At 73.6% G+C, this 18810-nt stretch carries 12 protein-coding genes and 3 pseudogenes; 7 read left to right on the forward strand and 8 right to left on the reverse strand.

Features of this window, described 5'->3' with window-relative positions; translation table 11 throughout:
* The 4 genes and pseudogenes from AB0K09_RS13980 to moeZ all read left to right on the forward strand — a co-directional run.
* Positions 1 to 423 (forward strand): annotated as a pseudogene (locus AB0K09_RS13980) (hypothetical protein); the annotation flags it as partial.
* 130 nt (positions 424 to 553) lie between these two features.
* Complete coding sequence (locus tag AB0K09_RS13985; protein WP_366065590.1) at positions 554 to 1468, forward strand: NAD-dependent epimerase/dehydratase family protein; 915 nt, start codon at positions 554 to 556, stop codon at positions 1466 to 1468.
* Positions 1465 to 2235, forward strand: coding sequence for a spherulation-specific family 4 protein (locus AB0K09_RS13990; RefSeq protein ID WP_366065599.1), 771 nt, complete (start codon positions 1465 to 1467; stop codon positions 2233 to 2235). Before AB0K09_RS13985 ends, AB0K09_RS13990 begins: the two co-directional genes overlap by 4 nt.
* 79 nt (positions 2236 to 2314) lie before the next feature.
* Positions 2315 to 3493, forward strand: a complete 1179-nt coding sequence (gene moeZ, locus AB0K09_RS13995) for an adenylyltransferase/sulfurtransferase MoeZ (protein WP_366065591.1) — start codon at positions 2315 to 2317, stop codon at positions 3491 to 3493.
* Between the two features lie 81 nt (positions 3494 to 3574).
* Here moeZ and AB0K09_RS14000 read toward each other — a convergent pair whose 3' ends face one another.
* The 7 genes from AB0K09_RS14000 to AB0K09_RS14030 all read right to left on the reverse strand — a co-directional run bounded on the left by AB0K09_RS14000 (position 3575) and on the right by AB0K09_RS14030 (position 13250).
* Positions 3575 to 5107 carry an alpha/beta hydrolase gene (locus AB0K09_RS14000; RefSeq protein WP_366065592.1) on the reverse strand — a complete coding sequence of 511 codons (1533 nt, stop codon included), beginning with the start codon at positions 5105 to 5107 and terminating at the stop codon, positions 3575 to 3577.
* Between the two features lie 128 nt (positions 5108 to 5235).
* Positions 5236 to 5538, reverse strand: coding sequence for a hypothetical protein (locus AB0K09_RS14005; RefSeq protein ID WP_366065593.1), 303 nt, complete (start codon positions 5536 to 5538; stop codon positions 5236 to 5238).
* A gap of 146 nt (positions 5539 to 5684) precedes the next feature.
* Complete coding sequence (locus AB0K09_RS14010; protein ID WP_366065594.1) at positions 5685 to 7337, reverse strand: alpha/beta hydrolase; 1653 nt, start codon at positions 7335 to 7337, stop codon at positions 5685 to 5687.
* Positions 7338 to 7426: 89 nt separating this feature from the next.
* Positions 7427 to 9427 carry an ABC transporter permease gene (locus AB0K09_RS14015; RefSeq protein WP_366065595.1) on the reverse strand — a complete coding sequence of 667 codons (2001 nt, stop codon included), beginning with the start codon at positions 9425 to 9427 and terminating at the stop codon, positions 7427 to 7429.
* On the reverse strand, positions 9424 to 10170 hold the full coding sequence (gene modA / locus AB0K09_RS14020) for a molybdate ABC transporter substrate-binding protein (RefSeq protein WP_366065596.1): 747 nt from the start codon (positions 10168 to 10170) through the stop codon (positions 9424 to 9426). The genes AB0K09_RS14015 and modA overlap by 4 nt, the downstream gene beginning before the upstream one ends.
* Before the next feature lie 14 nt (positions 10171 to 10184).
* Positions 10185 to 10577 (reverse strand): helix-turn-helix transcriptional regulator, encoded by a 393-nt coding sequence (locus AB0K09_RS14025; RefSeq protein WP_366065597.1) that lies wholly within the window; start codon positions 10575 to 10577, stop codon positions 10185 to 10187.
* Positions 10578 to 10649: 72 nt separating this feature from the next.
* Complete coding sequence (locus AB0K09_RS14030; RefSeq protein ID WP_366065600.1) at positions 10650 to 13250, reverse strand: flippase-like domain-containing protein; 2601 nt, start codon at positions 13248 to 13250, stop codon at positions 10650 to 10652.
* Between the two features lie 257 nt (positions 13251 to 13507).
* Between AB0K09_RS14030 and AB0K09_RS14035 the strand changes: the two genes are divergently transcribed.
* The 3 genes and pseudogenes from AB0K09_RS14035 to AB0K09_RS14045 all read left to right on the forward strand — a co-directional run.
* Positions 13508 to 13840: an MGMT family protein gene (locus AB0K09_RS14035; RefSeq protein ID WP_366065598.1), complete on the forward strand. Its 333-nt coding sequence runs from the start codon at positions 13508 to 13510 to the stop codon at positions 13838 to 13840.
* Between the two features lie 245 nt (positions 13841 to 14085).
* Complete coding sequence (locus AB0K09_RS14040; protein ID WP_366065601.1) at positions 14086 to 17349, forward strand: ATP-dependent DNA helicase; 3264 nt, start codon at positions 14086 to 14088, stop codon at positions 17347 to 17349.
* A gap of 53 nt (positions 17350 to 17402) precedes the next feature.
* Positions 17403 to 18716, forward strand: a pseudogene (locus AB0K09_RS14045) (ATP-dependent helicase); the annotation flags it as partial.
* 37 nt (positions 18717 to 18753) lie between these two features.
* Here AB0K09_RS14045 and AB0K09_RS14050 read toward each other — a convergent pair.
* A pseudogene (locus tag AB0K09_RS14050) lies at positions 18754 to 18810 on the reverse strand (hypothetical protein); the annotation flags it as partial.

An 18810-nucleotide genomic window follows, 5' to 3' on the forward strand; every position in this document is an offset into this window, starting at 1 on the left:
GCCCGGCGGGGTGCAGTTCCACATCCGCGACCTGGCCGAGCACCTGATCCGGCTGCCGGCGCCCCGGACGGCGCCCGGCCCGTCCTCGTCTACCTCGCCGTCGCGGCCCTCGGGGCGCTGCTGTTCCTCGCCCGGCTGCTCGCAACGTACGGGCTGGCCGGCGCCGCCCGCGCCGCCGTCCTGGCCGCCGCCGTGGCCGAGGCGCTGCCGCTCGGCGCGCTGCTGGCGGCGCGGGTGCCCGGCTGCGAGGTCCTGGGCTGGCCGGTCCGCTGGGCGGCCGGTGCCTACGGGCCCGCCGCCATACCGCTCCTGGCGTGCGCCCTGCCCGCCCTCGCCCTGCTGGGGCACGCCCTGCCCGCCCTGTCCCGGGCCTCCGTGCACGGGCACGGGGACCTTCCGCTCGCGACCGTCCACGTCCGGTGACCCCCCACGCGGCGTCGCGGCACGCCGCTCACCCTGTCAGAGGAGCAAGGAAGATGACACTGCTGTCCCAGGCGACGCCACGTGCCGGTGGCGCCTCCACCAGCGGCGCGCCAGAGCGAGGGGGCCGGCGATGAGAGTCCTTTTGCTCGGCGCCAACGGATACCTCGGCCGGTTCGTCGCCGACCGGCTGCTCGCCGACCCCGCCGTCCAGCTCACCGCGCTCGGCCGGGGCGACGACGCGGACGTGCGCTTCGACCTGGCCACCGGCAGCCCCGGCGCGCTCACCCGGTTCCTCAACGCCGTCCACCCCGGCGTGGTGATCAATTGTGCGGGCGCCACGCGGGGCGGCGCGCGCGAACTCGCCCGGCACAACACCGTGGCCGTCGCGACCGTCTGCGAGTCGCTGCGCCGCAGCGGCTGCGGCGCCCGCCTGGTGCAGCTGGGCTGTTCCTCGGAGTACGGGCCGTCGCAGCCCGGCTCCTCCACCGCCGAGGACGCCGTGCCCCGCCCGGGCGGTCCCTACGGGGTGAGCAAGCTCGCGGCCACCGAGCTGGTGCTGGGCTCCGGACTGGACGCGATCGTGCTGCGCGTCTTCTCACCCGTCGGACCGGGCACCCCGGCCGGCTCGCCGCTGGGCCGGCTCGCCGAGGCGATGCGCCGGGCCATGCAGAGCGGTGACAACGAGCTCAAGCTGACCGGCCTGGGCGTGCAGCGCGACTTCGTGGACGTGCGGGACGTCGCGCGCGCCGTCCACGCGGCCTCGCTGTCGGCCGCGCAGGGGGCCGTCAACATCGGCACCGGCCGTGCGGTGCGGCTGCGCGACGCCGCGACCCTGCTGGCGCGGGTCGCCGGCTTCGGCGGCGCCCTGCACGAGCTGGACGACCCGCACCTGGGCAGTCCGCCCGCCTACCCCTACCCGGACGGCTGCGGCAGCTGGCAGCAGGCCGATGTGCGCACCGCCCGCGACCGGCTGGGCTGGCGGCCCCGGATCGGCCTGGAGGAGTCGCTGGCCGACATCTGGATGGAGGCGGCGTGTCGTATCTGATCTCCTCCGGCCGGCGCCGCACCCCCTCCGCCGGAAGGGCGCCGCTGCGGCTGGGGGTCCCGGGCTTCGCCCACCCCCTGGTCGCCCCCGCCGAGTGGGGCGGGCTGCGGCGGACCGGGCTGCCGCTGGACTGGGTGGTGATCGGCGGCAGCTCGCTGCGCGAGACCGGGGGAGTCGCCGGTGGCCCGGGCAGCCGCCCCGACCCGTGCTGGCTGTCGGCCGCCGCCCCGCTCCGGGCGGCCGGCGCCCGCGTCCTGGGCCGTCTCGACCTGCTGTACGGACGCCGGGACCTCGGCGAACTCCTCGCCGACGCCCAGCGCTTCCTCAACTGGTACAAGGTCGACGGCTTCTCCCTCGACCGCTGCCCGGCGGACCACGCGGGCCTCGCCGCGGTCCGCCGCGCGACCGGCGCGCTGCGCACCCTCCTCGACCGGGCACACCTCGTGCTCGTCCACGGCACCCACCCGTGCGCCGGATACGCCGGTCTCGCCGACCAGTTGGTGACCTTCACCGGGCCGTGGTCCGCCTACCGCTGGTCGCAGGTCGCCGAGTGGACCGTCGACCATCCGCCCGGGCGCTTCTGCCACCTCGTCCACGGTGTGCCCCGCCGCCACCTCGACGAGGCCCTGCGCATCGCCCGCTGGCAGGGCGCCGGCACGGTGTGGCTCACCGACCGCACCGATCACGACGACGTCGACCCCTGGGAGTCCATGCCCGGCTACTGGGACGAGATCGTCTCGCGCATCGGACCGGGTGTCTCGGAATGAGACGGGGCGTGGCAGTGTTACGGGCTATAAAGCCGCGTCTGTGTTCCCCGCGTTCCGCGGGCATGACCCTGGAGTCCCCGTGTCGCTGCCACCGCTGGTCGAGCCGGCATCCGAGCTCACCGTCGACGAGGTCCGTCGGTACTCCCGCCACCTGATCATCCCGGACGTCGGGATGGACGGGCAGAAGCGCCTGAAGAACGCGAAGGTGCTGTGCGTGGGTGCCGGCGGCCTCGGTTCGCCCGCCCTCATGTACCTGGCCGCCGCCGGTGTGGGAACCCTCGGCATCGTGGAGTTCGACGAGGTCGACGAGTCGAACCTGCAGCGCCAGATCATCCACTCCCAGGCCGACATCGGCCGCTCCAAGGCGGAGTCCGCGCGCGACACCGTCCAGGGCATCAACCCCTACGTGACGGTCAACCTCCACCAGGAGCGCCTCGACTCCTCCAACGTCATGGAGCTGTTCGCCCAGTACGACCTGATCGTCGACGGCACGGACAACTTCGCCACCCGCTACCTGGTCAACGACGCGTGCGTGCTGCTCGGCAAGCCGTACGTATGGGGTTCGATCTACCGCTTCGACGGCCAGGCGTCGGTCTTCTGGAGCGAGCACGGCCCCTGCTACCGCTGCCTCTACCCCGAGCCCCCGCCGCCCGGCATGGTGCCCTCCTGCGCCGAGGGCGGCGTGCTCGGCGTGCTGTGCGCCTCGATCGGCTCCATCCAGGTCAACGAGGCCATCAAGCTGCTGGCCGGCATCGGCGAGCCGCTGGTCGGCCGGCTGATGATCTACGACGCCCTGGAGATGAGCTACCGCCAGGTCAAGGTCCGCAAGGACCCCGGCTGCGCGATCTGCGGCCCGAACCCGACCGTCACCGAGCTCATCGACTACGAGGCGTTCTGCGGCGTCGTCAGCGAGGAGGCCCAGGAGGCCGCGGCCGGCTCGACGATCACTCCGAAGCAGCTCAAGGAGTGGCTGGACGACGGCGAGAACATCGACGTCATCGACGTCCGCGAGCCGAACGAGTACGAGATCGTCTCCATCCCCGGCGCGCGTCTGATCCCCAAGAACGAGTTCCTGATGGGCAACGCCCTCCAGGACCTGCCGCAGGACAAGAAGATCGTCCTGCACTGCAAGACGGGCGTCCGTTCCGCGGAGGTCCTGGCCGTCCTGAAGGCCGCCGGGTTCTCCGACGCGGTGCACGTGGGCGGCGGCGTGATCGGCTGGGTGAACCAGATCGAGCCGGAGAAGCCGGTCTACTGACCGGCTCGCCCTCGCGCCGGCCGTCCGGGCCCGCTCCCTTCCCGGGAGCGGGCCCGTCGCACGTTTCGCGGAACCGTCCGGTCAGGAGCAGGTCGTGCCGTCCGCCGGCACCTTGCCGTCGAGCAGGTGACCGTCCACGGCCTTCGTCGCGCAGGCGTTCACCCCGTACGTGCCGTGGCCCTCACCCTGGACGGTCAGCCGCACCCCGACGCCCTTGCCGAGCTTCTCCGCCATCTTCGCCGCCCCGGCGATCGGCGTGGCCGGGTCACCCGTGTTGCCGATCACCAGGATGGGCGCCGCGCCCGGCGCGCTGACCTCGGGCGTCCTGAACTTCCCCGGAACCGGCCAGCCCGTGCACGACAGCAGCGACCAGGCCGCGCTCTCCCCGAACACCGGCGAGGCGGCGCGGAACTCCGGCAGCCGCGCGTTGACGTCGTCCACGGTGTAGCGCTGCTGCTCGTCGGCGCAGGAGATCGCCCGGTTGGCGGCCTGGAGGTTGCTGTAGTGGCCGTCGGGGGACCGGCCCGCGAGGGAGTCGTAGAGCAGCAGGAGTGTGTCGCCCGTGCCCCGGTCGATGGCCTCCTTGAGGCCGGCCGTCAGGTATTTCCAGGTGTCCTTGGAGTACAGCGCGGCCGCGATGCCGTTGACCGCCTCGTCCTGGGTGAGCCTGCGGCCCTGCTGGTGGGTGGGCAGGGGCTTGGCGTCCAGCCGGCGCAGCAGCTCCGTGATCCGGTCCTGTGCCGGGCAGCTGCCCGCGCAGTCCTTCTCGTAGTCGTCGAGGGCGAGCTGGAAGCCCTTGGTCTGGCCGAGATCGCCCTGGAGCGGGTCCTGGGTGGGGTCCACGACGGCGTCGAGGACCGTCCGGCCGACGTTCTTCGGGAACAGATGGGCGTAGACGCCGCCCAGTTCCGTGCCGTAGGAGATGCCGAAGTAGTTGAGCCTGGCGTCCCCCAGCGCGGCCCGGACGCGGTCCATGTCGCGCGCCGCGCTCGCCGTGTCCACGTACGGCAGGAGCTTGCCGGAGTTGTGGGCGCACGCGTCCACGTACGCCTTGTTCTGCGCGAGGGTGATCTTCACTTCCTCGGGCGTGTCGGGCGTGGCGTCGAGCTGCGCGGCGGCGTCCAGCTCCTTGTCGCCCTGACAGCGCACGCCCGCGCTCTCGCCCACCCCGCGCGGGTCGAAACTCACCAGGTCATAGCGGGTGCGCAGGTTCCTGTAGTCGTCGGCGAACGACGGCAGGGTCGCCACGCCGGAGCCGCCGGGGCCGCCGAAATTGAAGACGAGCGAGCCGATGCGGTGCGCCCGGTCGGTGGCCTTCGCCCTGATCAGGGCGAGCTCGATGTGCTCGCCGTCCGGTTTGGCGTAGTCCAGCGGGACGGACAGCCGGGTGCACTCCCACTCCTTGCCGGGCGCCTTCCCGCCGCCCTGCGCGGGCGTGGGTGCCGCGCACGTCTTCCAGCTGAGCGGTGCGCTCTGGGACTGGTCCTTGCTGTTGGTGCTCTCGCCGCCGCCACCGCTCTTCGCGCCGCCGCCGCACCCGGTGGTGGTCAGGGCGATCGCGAGGGCGGCGGAGGCGAGGCCGGTGGCCGCGGCCCGTGGCCGTGTGGGAGTCATTCCACCGACTCTACGGAGAAATCGCCCGTACGTGTCGAGGTGATGCCAGGGCGGGCAGGGGCGCGCGCCCCTCTGCCGGCGCGCCCTGCGGCACGAGGACTCAGCGCGTGCGCAGGAGCGCGCACCCCTTATCCCGGGCCACCGCCTCCACGAATGCCGGGAACGCGGCGCGCGGATCCGATCGCGCAGCTCCCGTACGGCCGGCCGGGCGCCGGCGCGCTCTCCTCACGGACCCGGTCCCGGGTGGCCCGGTCGAACGGCCCGCCGTCCCCCGGCCACGCGCCCCAGCAGTGCGACGGCCTGGACAGCGGCCTGAACTGCGTCTGCCAGAGCGCCATCAACGCCGCCAGCAGCGCCGCGATGGCCAGCGCGCCGATCAGCAGCCGTACCCTCCCGCCCGCCGGTCCGCCGTGTCCGGCGGCCCGTAACACGCTGTACGACACCTCGTACCCCCGCCCGTCCGATCATGGTCAACTCGTCCGACCCCGTGCGGAACTTCTGTGCGGGGGATCGTAGTGCGGGCCACAGGCATTCTGTCCGGTCCCGTTAGTATTACCGGAGTGCTGTGCTATGGGTGCTATGAGCACACCTTATGTGATTCCGGGACCGTGCCGTTCAGGAAGTAGGCGTCCACCACGCCCTTGACGCACGCGTTGCCGCTGTCGTACGCCCCGTGTCCCTGGCCCTGGTAGGTCAGCTCCACGCCGACCCCCGGGCCCAGTTCCCGCGCCATCCGGTGCGCTCCCTCGTAAGGGGTCGCCGGGTCACCGGTGTTGCCCACCACCAGGACCGGAGCCGACCCCTTCGCGCTCACGTCCGGCGTCTGCCATTCGCCCTTCACGGGCCAACCGGTGCACTGCAGCAGGCTCCACGCCATGAAGTCCCCGAAGACGGGTGACGCCTTGCGGAAGGCCGCCACCTTGCCCTCGATCTGCTCCGCCGTGTACCGCTGCGAGAAGTCCGCACACGTGATCGCGTTCAGCGAGGCCTGGAGCGAGGAGTAATGCCCGTCCGGGCCACGGCCGTTCATCGCGTCCGCCAGCGTCAGCAGGATCTTCCCGTCACCGTTCTCCGCGTCCTCCACCCCCTCCGTCAGGTAGTCCCAGAACTCCTTCGAGTACAGCGCCTGCGCGATCCCGCTCGTCGCCTGCGACTGCGTCAGCCGGCGCCCTCCGGTGCCCGGCACCGGGTTCTTGTCCAGACGCTCCAGCAGGCTCGCGATCTGCGGCACCGTCGGGCAGTTGTCCGACGTCCTCGGGCACGCCGCCGTGTAGTTGTCCAGCGCCAGCTGGAACCCCTTCGCCTGCGCCAGCGCGCTCTCCTCCGGATCGCTCTCCGGGTCCACCACCGCGTCCAGCAGCGCCCGCCCCACGTTCTTCGGGAACAGGTGCGCGTACACCCCGCCCAGTTCCGTGCCGTACGACACGCCGAAGTAGTACAGCTTCGGGTCCCCCAGCGCGGCCCGGATGCGGTCCATGTCGCGCGCCGCGTTCGCCGTCCCCACGTGCGGCAGCATCTTCCCCGAGTGCTCCTCGCACGCCTTCGCGTACTGCTCGACCCGCCCCACCAGCGTCTTCTCCGCCGCCTTGTCGGCCGGCGTCGAGTCCTCCGCGTAGTACGCGTCCAGCTCCTTGTCGTTCATGCACGTCACGCCCCCGCTGCGGCCCACCCCGCGCGGGTCGAAGCTCACCAGGTCGTAGCGCGTGCGCAGGTTCCGGTAGTCCTCCGCGAACGCCGGCAGCGTCGTCACCCCCGAGCCACCCGGGCCGCCGAAGTTGAACACCAGCGAGCCGATCCGGTGCGCCTGGTCCGTCGCCTTCGCCCGGATCAGCGCCAGGCCGATCGACTCGCCGTCCGGGTGCGCGTAGTCGAGGGGCGCGCGGAGTGTCGCGCACTCCCATTCCGGGCTGGTGGTGGCGGTGCGTGCTCTGGCCTTGCCGCCCTTGCCGCCCTTGCCGGTGTCGGCGGCTTCCGAGGCCGCCGTGCCGGTCTCCTCGCCGGAGGGGGCTGTGCAGGGATTCCAGTCCAGCCTCTGCGGGGTGGTGCTGCTGGTCTCCGCGTGCGACGCGTTCGGGTTCGCGGCGCTGGTCGCCGCGGCGTTCGGTTCCGCGTCGGTGCGGGTCTCGCACGCCGTCGTCGTCAGCGACAGCAGCGCCGCGGACAGGAGGGCACCGGCCTTGACGGTCCGTCCGGTCCGTCCGGTGCGTACTGATCTCCTGTGTCTCGACACGTGGATCATCCTCCGGCCCGCCGGCCGGGTTCCGCGCGCGGTGCGGGGCGTACGGGTTACCGGGTGCTCTCCGGGCCGGGCGGAGGGGGTCAGTGAGGGATGAAGGCGATTTCCGTGGCCTTGACGCTCACCCATACGTTCTTGCCCTCGGCCAGGCCCAGTTCCGTCGCCGCCGACGGGGTCACCTCCGCGACGATCTCCGGGGTGCCGTCCACCACGACCCGCAGCCGGCCGGTGCCGCCGCCGGGCGGTGCGGTGATCTCCCGGACCGTGCCCGGCCAGACGTTCCGCGGGCTCCCCGTGGGGCGCACCGTGTGCAGCGACACCGCCTCCGGGCCGACCACCGCCAGGCCCGCCACCGGCCCGTCCGGCGGCGGGTCCGCGGTGATCATGCTCGCGCCGTCGTCCAGCAGGAGCGTGCCCTGTTCCGTCGCCTTGCCCGGCCAGGCGTTGCGGCCCAGCATGCGGGCCACCCAGGGGGAGCGCGGACGCCGGGTCAGCTCCGCCGGCGAGCTGTACTGCACCGTGCGGCCGTCCTCCAGGACGAGCACGCGGTCCGCGAGGGAGAGGGCCTCCACCGGGTCGTGCGTGACCAGGAGACAGACACCCGGGAAGTCCGCGAGGTGCGTGCGCAGTGCGTGCCGCACGTGCGAGCGCGTCGACTGGTCGAGCGCGGCCAGCGGCTCGTCCAGCAGCAGGAGCCGGGGGCGGGCCGCCAGGGCGCGGGCCAGGGCCACGCGCTGGGCCTGGCCGCCGCTGAGCCGGTCCGGTTTGCGGTGCGCCAGGTCGCCCACGCCCAGGCGGTCCAGCCAGTGCTGGGCCTCGTGGTGAGCCGTGGCTTTCGGGATGCCCTGTGCGCGGAGGCCGTAGGCGGTGTTGGCCAGGGCCGTGAGGTGCGGGAAGAGGGCGCCGTCCTGGGGGACCCAGGCGATGCGGCGCCGGTGCGGGGGTGCGGTGGTCAGGTCTTCGCCGCCGAGGTCCAGGTGGGTGGGGGTTGCCCTGGTGGTGAGGCCCAGGAGTGCGCGGAGGAGGGTTGTTTTGCCTGCGCCGTTCGGGCCCACGACCGCGATGGTGGTGTTCGGGGGGGCCTCGATCGTTGTTTCCGTGGCGCCGGTGACCGTGGTGCGCAGGGGGTGTGGGGTGGGGGCGGAGCCGGGGCGGGCAGGGCCCACGGGGGCTGCTGCATGTGCGGCCCCCCTCAGTCCTCCAGGGTGCTCCGCATGCTGCCGCACATGCGGCTTTACGCCCCCTTCCGGGCCCCGCCCGCCCCGGCCCCGCCCGGCCGCCGGCGACTGCGGGCCGGCGGCACTGCTGTTCGGGGTCAGCCAGTTGCCGCGCAGGGCGATCAGGACCGTGAGGGCTGTCGCCAGGAGGAGCAGGGAGACCGCCGTGGCTCCCTCGGGGTCGTTCTGGAGCAGCAGGTAGACCTGGAGGGGGAGGGTTTGCGTTTCACCCGGGAGGTTGCCCGCGAAGGTGATCGTCGCGCCGAATTCGCCCAGGGCCCGCGCCCAGCTCAGTGCCGCTCCCGCGAGCAGGCCCGGGGCGATCATGGGCAGGGTGATCGTACGGAAGACCGTGAGCGGGGTGGCCCCCAGGCTCGTCGCCGTCTCCTCGTAGCGGGGGTGGAGGGAGGCCAGGCTTCCTTCCAGGCTGATCACCAGGAACGGCATCGCCACGAAAGTGGAAGCGATCACTGCTGCTTCCGTGCTGAACGGCAGGGTGACGCCGAACCAGTTCTCCAGGTACGGGCCCAGCAGGCCCCGGCGGCCGTAGCCCTGGAGGAGCGCCACCCCCGCGACCGTGGGCGGCAGCACCATCGGGAGCATCACCAGGCAGCGGATGAGCGCTTTGCCCGGGACGTTCGTGCGGGCCAGGAGCCAGGCCAGCGGCACGCCGAGGATGAGGGAGAGCGCCAGCGAGCTTGTCGAGACCAGGAGGGAGAGGGACAGGGCCTCGGTGACCTCGTGCGAGGTGAGACGGGCGGGGAGGGTGCCCCAGGGGGTGCGGGTGAGGATGCCGATCAGGGGCAGGAGGAGGAACGCCACTGCCACTGCCGCCGGCAGGGCGAGGGGCAGGGGTGTGCGCCTCACGGCTGCTGGAAGCCCGCCGACCGCAGGATCTTCTGCGCCTCGGGGCTGCTGAGCCACTTGACGAAGTCGGTGGCCTCGGTGCCGTGCTTCGTCGACTTCAGGGTCGCCGCCGGGTAGGTCGCGATCGCGTTCTGGTCGTCGGGGACGGCGACGGTCGCGACCTTGTCCTTGGCGGCTGCCGCGTCGGTGACGTAGACGATCCCCGCGTCCGCCTCGCCCAGCGAGACCTTGCTCAGCACGGCCCGCACGTTCGGCTCCTGGGAGACCGGCTTGACGGTGACGTGCTGCTGGTCCAGCACCTTCTTGCTGTAGCGGCCGACCGGGACCTCGGGGGCCGCCAGGACCACCTTGAGGTCGCTCCTGGCCAGGTCGGTCAGGGCCTGGACGTGCTTCGGGTTGCCGGGTGCCGTGGCGATCGTCAGGCGGTTCTTCGCGATGGCTGTGGGCGTGTTCGCCTGAGCGGCCAGGTCCGTCATCGTTCTGGTGTCCGCCGTCACCAGTGCGTCGGCCGGGGCGCCCTGGCGGACCTGGGCCGCCAGTTCCTGGGAGCCGGCGAAGGAGAAGTTCACCCTGGTGCCGGGGTGGTCCTTCTCGTAGGCGGCGCCCGCCTGCTTGAAGACGTCCGTGAGGGAGGCCGCCGCGAGGACGGTGAGGGTCGTGTCCTTGCCCTTCGCGTCGTCCTGGTGACCGGCGCAACCGGCGAGGAGGAGGAGGGCGACGGCGGGCAGGGCGCGGCGGCGCATGGGGTCTCTCCGGTTCAGGCGCGGTCGATGTGGACGTTGGTGGCCTTCACCCGGGCCACGGCCTCCATGCCGACGGCCAGCCCGAGCTCCTCCACGGCCTCCCGGGTCAGCAGCGAGACCAGGCGGTGCGGACCGGCCTGGATCTCGACCTGCGCGGCGACGTCGCCGAGCTTGACGGCGGTGATGATGCCGGGGAAGGCGTTGCGGGCGGTCGTGTACGGCTCGTCGTGGTCGTCGCCGTCGGCCGCGACGGCCACGGAGAACGCCGCGAGGTCCGGGCCGGCGATCAGGCGCTTGCCCGACTCGTCGCGGTCGGTGGGGATGCGTCCGGCATCCGCCCAGCGTCGGACCGTGTCCGGGCTGACGGCGAGGAGACGGGCTGCCTGCCCGATGGTGTACGACCGCATGTGCGGCACGTTATGGCCATGCGGCTTGCATATGCAAGGGCGGAGGCGTCCGATCAGCCGGCCGACCGCAGGTCAGATCGCCTCCCGGCGGGTCAGGTGCGTGAACGACAGCCACCCCGGCAGCACCGGCAGCCACAGCGTCATCAAGCGGAACAGCAGCACCGCCGGGGCCGCCACCTCCGCCGGGAGGCCCGCGAAGGTCAGCGTTCCCGTCAGGGCGAACTCCACCGCGCCCACACCGCCCGGCGTCGGCGCCGCCGAGCCCAGCGCGTTCGCCGTCAGATAGACGACCGCGATGCTCGCGTAGCTGAGCTCCCCGCCGAACGCCCGGATCGCCGCGTCCAGGCACATGATGTTCGCCGCCGTCAGCAGCAGCATCCCGCCGATGCCGATGCACAGCTTCTGCGGCCGCTGGAGCACGTCCAGCATGCGGGGCACGACGCCCGCGAAGAGCGAGCGCAGGCGGGTCGAGACGAACTTGCGGAGCACCGGGACCGCCGCCACGACCAGGACCAGCACCGCCGCCGTCAGCAGGCCGCCGATCACCGTGCGGGACGGGCCCAGGGACGAGCTGCGCTCGGTTCCCGTGACGTAACCGAAGGAGAGCAGAAGCATGATGTGGCACGCCAGGCCGAAGAGCTGGGAGGCCCCCACGCTCGCCACCGCCAGGCCCGGGCGGATCCCCGCCCGCTGGAGGAAGCGGGTGTTCAGCGCCACGCCGCCCACCGCCGCCGGGGCGACGAGCTTGACGAACGAGCCCGCGACCTGGGCCAGCACCGTGCGGCCGAAGCCCACCTTCTCCGGGACGAAGCCCAGCAGGCTCATCGCCGCCGCCACGTACGTCAGGATCTGGAAGGCGACGGCCATCGCCACCCATGCCCAGTCGGCCTTGTCGACGAGGTCGCCGAACTTGATGTGCGTGAGCTGGGACAGCAGGAAGTAGGCGGCGAACGCGCCGGCCACGAAGCTGATCGCGGTGCGCGGGCGGATGCGCTCCAGGCGCGCGGGCTCTATCGGCGCCTGGGGGCGGATGAGCAGGACCTGACGGCGGATCTGCGCCAGGAGGTCCTCCTCGCGCGCCCCCTCCAGGGCCTCGTCCAGCGCCTTCTTCTCGGCCTGGCGCTCCGCCTTGAGGGACTTGCGGTCGCCGGCTTCGCCGCCGCGCGCCTCCTTGGCCAGCCGGGCCGCCTCCAGGACGTTCTCCCGCTCGCGCTGCGCCCGTTCCCGGGCCAGCTGGCGCAGGGTCGCGCGGCTGATCCGGGTGAGTGCAAGTGGCTGGAGCAGGGGGAGGCTGTCGGCGATCGCGTCGGGGCCCAGGACGGCCACACCGGTGGCCACCGCCCGCTCGGCGCCGGCGCGCAGACCGAGCGTGACGAGGAGCTGGGCGACGTCCATGCGCAGCACGAGGTCGCCGGCCGCGATCTCGCCGCCGCGCAGGTCGGTGAGCACCACGTTGCCGGAACGATCCACCAGCAGCGCGTCGCCGTCGAGCCGCCGATGGGCGATCCGGCGGGACTGCAGGGCCTGCACCTGCTGCCAGGCGCCGGTCAGCAGTTCGTCGGTGAGCTCCTCGGTGGGGGTGGCGTCCAGGGTGCGGGCGCCGACGTGCTCGTAGACGAGCATGACCGCGTCCGGGCCCAGCTCGGAGGTGGCGATGAGCTTGGGGGCGTTGGCGCCGGCGGCGATCGCCGCGTAGGCCAGGAGGGCTTCCTGCTCCAGGGCCTGGCGCAGGGACTGGAGGCTGCGGCGCTGGGTGATGCCGCGCAGGGCGAGCCGCTGCCACAGGCGGTAGAAGAAGCCCTGGGCCTGCTGTTCGCGGTCGACGACCGTCACGTCCAGCGGGGGGCCGTCCTCCAGGGTGACCGTGTAGTGCCGGCCCCGGTCGGGGGACTGCTCCGCCTCGGCCGGGTCCTCCGTGCGCATGGCGGTGACGGGCTTGAAGCCGACCCGGCGCAGGCCCGCCAGCAGGTGCTGGCCGGTGGGGCGCACATTGGGGGAGCCGACGGCGTAGAGGGTGCCGTAGGCGACGGTCCAGCCGATCAGGACGGTGACCATGATGGAGAACGGCGTGGTGTAGCCGTTGACCAGCACGGCGAAGGCGTCCAGCAGCAGGACGGCCCACATCGCCACGCGCCAGCGGGGGCGGCGGGACATGCCGACCGCCGTCATATAGGCGATCACCGGGGCCAGATAGCCGTGCACCGGGTCCGTGACCCCGCCCGTGGGGGAGGTCTGGGTGAGGGCGTCGCGGATCGAGACCGGCGCGGTCTTGGCGACCCACAGGTCGGTCGCGAGCGAGACACCGTGGGCCAGCACGGCGGCCAGGACGCCGTCGGCGATCCGCAGGCCGTCGCGCTTGATCAGCCGCTCGATGGCGAACGCCACCGGCACGATGAAGATCGCGATGTTGGCGGCGAGGCCCGCGAAGTTCGCCAGCAACTGCGGCGCCCGGCCGGTGCTCTCGCCGATGTCCTTCTCCAGGCCGGCGGTGGTGCCGTGCGCGAAGGCCGCGAGGGCCAGCACGAGGGCGATGCCGACGATGCCGAGGAAGAGCCGCACGAGGTCGGCGGGGCGGTGGACGCGGGCCGGGAGCAGGGGCTCGTCGCCGGAGACCTTGTCGATGTGGACCTCACCGCCGCCTTCGTGCCCGCAGCCGCCGTCGTGGCAGGGCACCACCTCGGGGGCGCTCGCCTCACCAGGAGGTCGTGCGCCCTGCTCGTCCGTCTCTTCTCGGTCTCGTATCACCTGTCACCGCCCGGAAGATGGTGGCACGGCCCGCCCGGGCAAGGGGGCATCAGGGTGCATTTCGGGGGCGCGGACTGGAGATCGTACGCCCTGTAGCGCCATGGCGCACGCTGAGTGATCTTGTGGAATGTACCGCTCCGGCGAGCGTGCCGTGGATGTCGGTGGCGTGCGGCAGGATGGGCCGGATGAGCGAGGCACTTCCCGAGTACGCGGAGCGGGTGCTGTCCGTCGCCGAGCTGATCCCGTCCGGCCGGGTGATGACGTACGGGGACGTCGCCGAGTGGCTCGGCGAGGGCGGGCCCCGGCAGGTGGGCCGGGTCATGGCCCTGTACGGCGGCGCCGTGCCCTGGTGGCGCGTGGTCCGCGCGGACGGCGTCCCGCTGCCCGGCCACGAGCACCGCGCCCTGGAGCACTACCGCGCCGAGGGCACGCCCCTGCGCGAGACGCCGGGGCGGCCGCCCCGGCTCGCGATGGCCCGGGCGCGCTGGGACGGCTCGGGTGTGACGGATGCCACGTGAGCGCCGTCGGCGCTGCACCCGAACGGATGAGGCGGGCGCGGGCCGGAGGTGACTCCCGGGGCGCGCTGCGCCACGGGGCCGTCCTGGCGTAGCGTCGGTGGCCTCCTCCGTCTCTCTCAGCACCCGCACGACACTCCGCATCTCCACCAGGACCGGCACCCCACGTGAGTTCCCCCGTCTCCTCCGGCGCGCCCCGCCCGCCGCGACAGCAGTCGCCCCGGCCCGCGGCCGGCGCGTACCGCCTGGTGCGCACCCCGCCGGCTCCGGCGGTCTCTCCCGGGCTGGACGCGGCGCAGCGCGCGGTGGTTGAGCACCGGGAGGGTCCCCTGCTGGTGCTCGCCGGGCCGGGCACGGGAAAGACGACCACGCTGGTCGAGGCCGTGGCCGAACGGGTGCGCCGGGGCGGCGACCCCGAGCGGATCCTCGTCCTGACCTTCAGCCGCAAGGCCGCGGTCGAACTGCGCGACCGGATGGCCGCTCGGCTCGGCGGCGCCCGCGCCCCGCAGGCGACGACCTTCCACTCGTACTGCTACGCGCTCGTCCGCGCCCACCAGGACGCCGGCCTGTTCGCCGACCCGATGCGGCTGCTGTCCGGCCCGGAGCAGGACGTCATGGTCCGCGAGCTGCTCGCCGGCCAGCTCGACCTGGAGCGCGAGGGGCGCGCGGGGGCGCACTGGCCGGACGAGCTGCGCTCGTGCCTGACCACGCGCGGGTTCGCCGACGAGGTGCGGGCCGTGCTGGCCCGCAGCCGGGAGCTCGGCCTGGGGCCGGAGGCGCTGGGCGCCTTCGCCGCCCGCACCGGCCGCCGGGACTGGGGCGCGGCGGCGGCCTTCCTCGCCGAGTACCTGGACGTCCTCGACATGCGCGGCGTCCTCGACTACGCGGAGCTGGTCCACCGCGCCGTCCTGCTCGCGGAGCGCACGGCGGAGCTCGCCGCGCGGTACGACGCGGTGTACGTCGACGAGTACCAGGACACCGACCCCGCCCAGGTGCGGCTCCTGCGCGCGCTGGCGGGCGGCGGCCGGACGCTGGTGGCCTTCGGCGATCCGGACCAGTCGATCTACGCCTTCCGGGGCGCCGATGTGAACGGCATCCTCGACTTCCCGCACACGTTCGCGCGGGCGGACGGCTCCGCGGCGCCGGTGCGCGTGCTGACGGTCTCGCGCCGCTCCGGCGACCGCCTGCTGGCCGCGACCCGCCTGCTGGCCCGCAGGATGCCGCTCACCCGGCTCCCGGCGGAGGCGGTCCGCGCGCACCGCGAGCTCACGGCCGTACGACAGGGCGGCGGCGTCGAGGTGTACACCTATCCGACGGCGGGCGCGGAGACCGACAACATCGCCGACATCCTGCGCCGCGCCCACCTGGAGGACGGCGTGCCCTGGCAGGAGATGGCGGTCCTGGTCCGCGCCGGAGCCCGCTCGATACCGTCCCTGCGCCGCGCCCTGACGACGGCGGGCGTCCCGGTGGAGGTGGACGGCGACGACATCCCGCTGCGCGACGAGCCTGCGGCCCGCCCCCTCCTGACGGCCCTGCGGGTCGCAGCGGAAACGGCGCTGTGCCGGGCGGCGCCCGCGCCCGACCCCGGCACGTCCCCGGAAACGGGCGGGCGCGCGGGAGAGACGCCCGCCGAAGACGGCCTGCGGGCTGAAACGGCGCTCACCCTCCTGACGTCGCCCCTGGGCGGAATGGACAGCACAGACCTCCGCAAACTGGGCCGGGCCCTCCGCGAGGAAGAGCGTGCCGCAGGCACCCCCGTTCCCCGCCCCTCCGACGACCTGATCGCACAAGCGCTGGCGCACCCCGAACGCCTGGCGGCCCACACCGCCCCGTACGCGAAGGGCGCGCAGCGCCTCGGCGCGCTCCTCAAGGAGACCCGCGAGCTCCTGGCCGGCGGCGGCACCCCGGAAGACGCCCTCTGGCACCTGTGGAACGGCACCCCGTGGCCCACCCGCCTGGAACGGGCGGCGCACCGCGGCGGCGCCGCCGGGCGCAACGCCGACCGCGACCTCGACGCGGTCTGCGCGCTCTTCGAGACCGCCGCCCGGGCGGAGGAGCGCACCGGCGGCCGGGGCGCGCTGAACTTCCTGGACGAGCTGGAGGCCCAGGACATCGCCGCCGACACCCTCACCCGCCGCGCGGCGCGCCCCGACGCCGTACGGCTGATGACCGCGCACCGCTCCAAAGGCCTCCAGTGGCGGCTCGTCGTCGTCGCGGGCGTCCAGGACGGCCTCTGGCCCGACCTGCGCCGACGCGGCTCCCTCCTGGAGGCCGACCGCATCGGCCGCGACGGACTGGCCGAACCGCTGGCCCCGGGCGCGCTCCTCGCCGAGGAGCGACGGCTGTTCTACGTCGCGGCCACCCGCGCGAAGGACCGCCTCGTCGTGACGGCCGTCAAGGCGGCGGCGGAGGACGGCGACCAGCCTTCCCGCTTCCTGCCCGAACTCGGCACCGAGCCCGTCGACATCGCCCAGCGCCCGCGCCGCCCGCTCGCCGTGTCCGCGCTCGTCGCCGAGCTGCGCGCCACCACCGTCGACCCGGACGCCTCGGACGCGCTGCGCGCCGCCGCCGCCGAACGCCTGGCCCGGCTCGCGGCGCTCACCGACGACGAGGGGCAGCCGCTCGTCCCCTCCGCCCACCCCTACCGCTGGTGGGGCCTGAACGAGCCGACCCACAACGAGGTGCCGCTGCGCGACCCCGCCCGGCCCGTCGCCCTGTCCGGCTCGGCCCTCGGCCTGCTGGAGGACTGCTCGCTCCAGTGGTTCCTGGGCCGCGAGGTCAAGGCGGACGCGCCGCCGACGGCCGCCCAGGGCTTCGGCAACGTCGTGCACGTCCTGGCCGACGAGGTCGCCTCCGGCCGCACCCCGGCCGACCTGGCGGTCCTCATGGAACGCCTGGAGTCCGTCTGGGACGCCCTCGCCTTCGACGCACCCTGGAAGTCGCAGCAGGAGAAGGAGAACGCCCGCGCCGCGCTGGAACGCTTCCTGCGCTGGCACGTCCTGGAACGCGGCGGCCGCCGCGCCGTCGCGACCGAGCACCCCTTCGACGTCACGCTGAAGGCCGAGAACCACCTCGTCCGCATCCGGGGCTCCATGGACCGCGTGGAGCGCGGCGCCGACGGCCGCGCCTACGTCGTCGACTTCAAGACCGGCAAGAGCCCGGTCGCCGCCCGCGACGTCGACCGCCATCCGCAGCTGGCCGTCTACCAGCTGGCCGTCGAGGAGGGCGCCGTGGACACCCTCTTCGACGGCGAGCGCCCGCGCCCGGGCGGCGCCGAACTCGTCCAGCTGCGGCAGGGCGCGGCGAAGAAGGACGGCGGCGAGGCCCTGCCCAGGATCCAGGCCCAGCGCCCGCCGGGAGAGGACGGCGAGTGGATCGGCGGGCTCCTCGCCACCGCGGCCGGCCGGGTCCTGGACGAACGGTTCTCCCCGCGCCCCGGCCAGCACTGCACGCACTGCGCGTTCCGCGCCTCCTGCTCGGCCCGCCCGGAGGGCCGCCACATCGTCGAATAGCGCTCTGACCTGCGCGGATACCGAATGTCAGAGGCTGCCGTTAGCGTTCTCGTGTGACCCCGCGCCTGACCGACCCCGAGCAGCTCAAGGAGCTCCTCGGCATCCCGTTCACCCCGGAGCAGACGGCCTGCATCACCGCGCCGCTCGCCCCGCAGGTGATCGTGGCCGGAGCCGGCTCGGGCAAGACGACGGTGATGGCCGCGCGCGTGGTCTGGCTCGTGGGCACCGGACAGGTCGCCCCCGAGCAGGTGCTGGGCCTGACGTTCACCAACAAGGCGGCCGGCGAGCTGTCCGAGCGCGTCCGCAAAGCACTCGCCGAAGCCGGCATCACGTCTCCGGACCCCGAGGACGAGCCCACCGACGACCCGCAGATCTCCACCTACCACGCCTTCGCGGGCCGCCTCCTGAAGGACCACGGCCTGCGCATCGGCCTGGAGCCGACCACCCGCCTCCTCGCCGACGCCACCCGCTACCAGCTCGCCGCCCGCGTCCTGCGCTCCTCCCCGGGCCCGCACCCCGCCCTCACCCGCTCCTTCGGGGACCTCGTCGCCGACCTTCTGGCCCTCGACGCCGAGCTCGCCGAGCACCTCGTCGACCCCGCCCGCCTGGAGGCGTACGACACCGAGCTGCTCGCCGCCCTCGAAGAGGCCCGGCTCACCAACGCCGACCTGCGCAAGGTGCCCGACACGGCCCGCGCCCGCCGGGAACTCCTCACCCTGGTCCGCGCCTACCGCGCCGAGAAGCGCTCCCGCGACCTGATGGACTTCGGCGACCAGATCGCCCTCTCCGCCGAGCTGGCCCGCAGCCGCCCGGAGGTCGGGCGGATCCTGCGCGAGGAGTTCGCGGTCGTCCTCCTCGACGAGTACCAGGACACGTCCGTCGCCCAGCGCCTTCTGCTGGCCCACCTCTTCGGCAACGGCACCGGCCACGCCGTCACCGCCGTCGGCGACCCCTGCCAGGCCATCTACGGCTGGCGCGGCGCGTCCGTCGCCAACCTCGACGACTTCCCCCGCCACTTCCCGCACGCCGACGGCACCCCCGCCGCCCGCCACGCCCTCAGCGAGAACCGCCGCAGCGGCGGCCGCCTCCTCACCCTCGCCAACAACCTCGCCGGCCCCCTGCGCGAACGCCACGCCGGCGTCGAGGCACTGCGCCCCGCCCCCGGCGCCGAGCGCGACGGCCTGGTCCGCTGCGCCCTGCTGCCCACCCACGCCGAGGAGCTCGGCTGGCTGGCCGACTCCCTCGCCCACCTCGTCCGCACGGGCACCGCCCCCGGCGACATCGCGGTCCTGTGCCGCACCGCCGCCGACTTCGCCCAGATCCAGGGCGCCCTCGTCGAACGCGACGTCCCCGTCGAGGTCGTCGGTGCACGATGCCGGTGGACTTGGCCTCGAAGGCGAGGGTGCCGTCCTGGTGGAAGTACCAGTAGAAGCCGTAGTCGTAGTTGCCGACGGTGGCGAT

This window comes from Streptomyces sp. NPDC049577 (assembly GCF_040675635.1).
Taxonomy (GTDB): domain Bacteria; phylum Actinomycetota; class Actinomycetes; order Streptomycetales; family Streptomycetaceae; genus Streptomyces.

Excerpts from the sequence above, each read along its gene's own strand:
- AB0K09_RS13985 (WP_366065590.1), top strand. The coding sequence starts at position 554 with ATGAGAGTCCTTTTGCTCGGCGCCAACGGATACCTCGGCCGGTTCGTC.
- AB0K09_RS14000 (WP_366065592.1), bottom strand. The coding sequence starts at position 5,107 with ATGACTCCCACACGGCCACGGGCCGCGGCCACCGGCCTCGCCTCCGCC.
- modA (WP_366065596.1), bottom strand. The coding sequence starts at position 10,170 with ATGCGCCGCCGCGCCCTGCCCGCCGTCGCCCTCCTCCTCCTCGCCGGT.
- AB0K09_RS14025 (WP_366065597.1), bottom strand. The coding sequence starts at position 10,577 with ATGCGGTCGTACACCATCGGGCAGGCAGCCCGTCTCCTCGCCGTCAGC.
- AB0K09_RS14035 (WP_366065598.1), top strand. The coding sequence starts at position 13,508 with ATGAGCGAGGCACTTCCCGAGTACGCGGAGCGGGTGCTGTCCGTCGCC.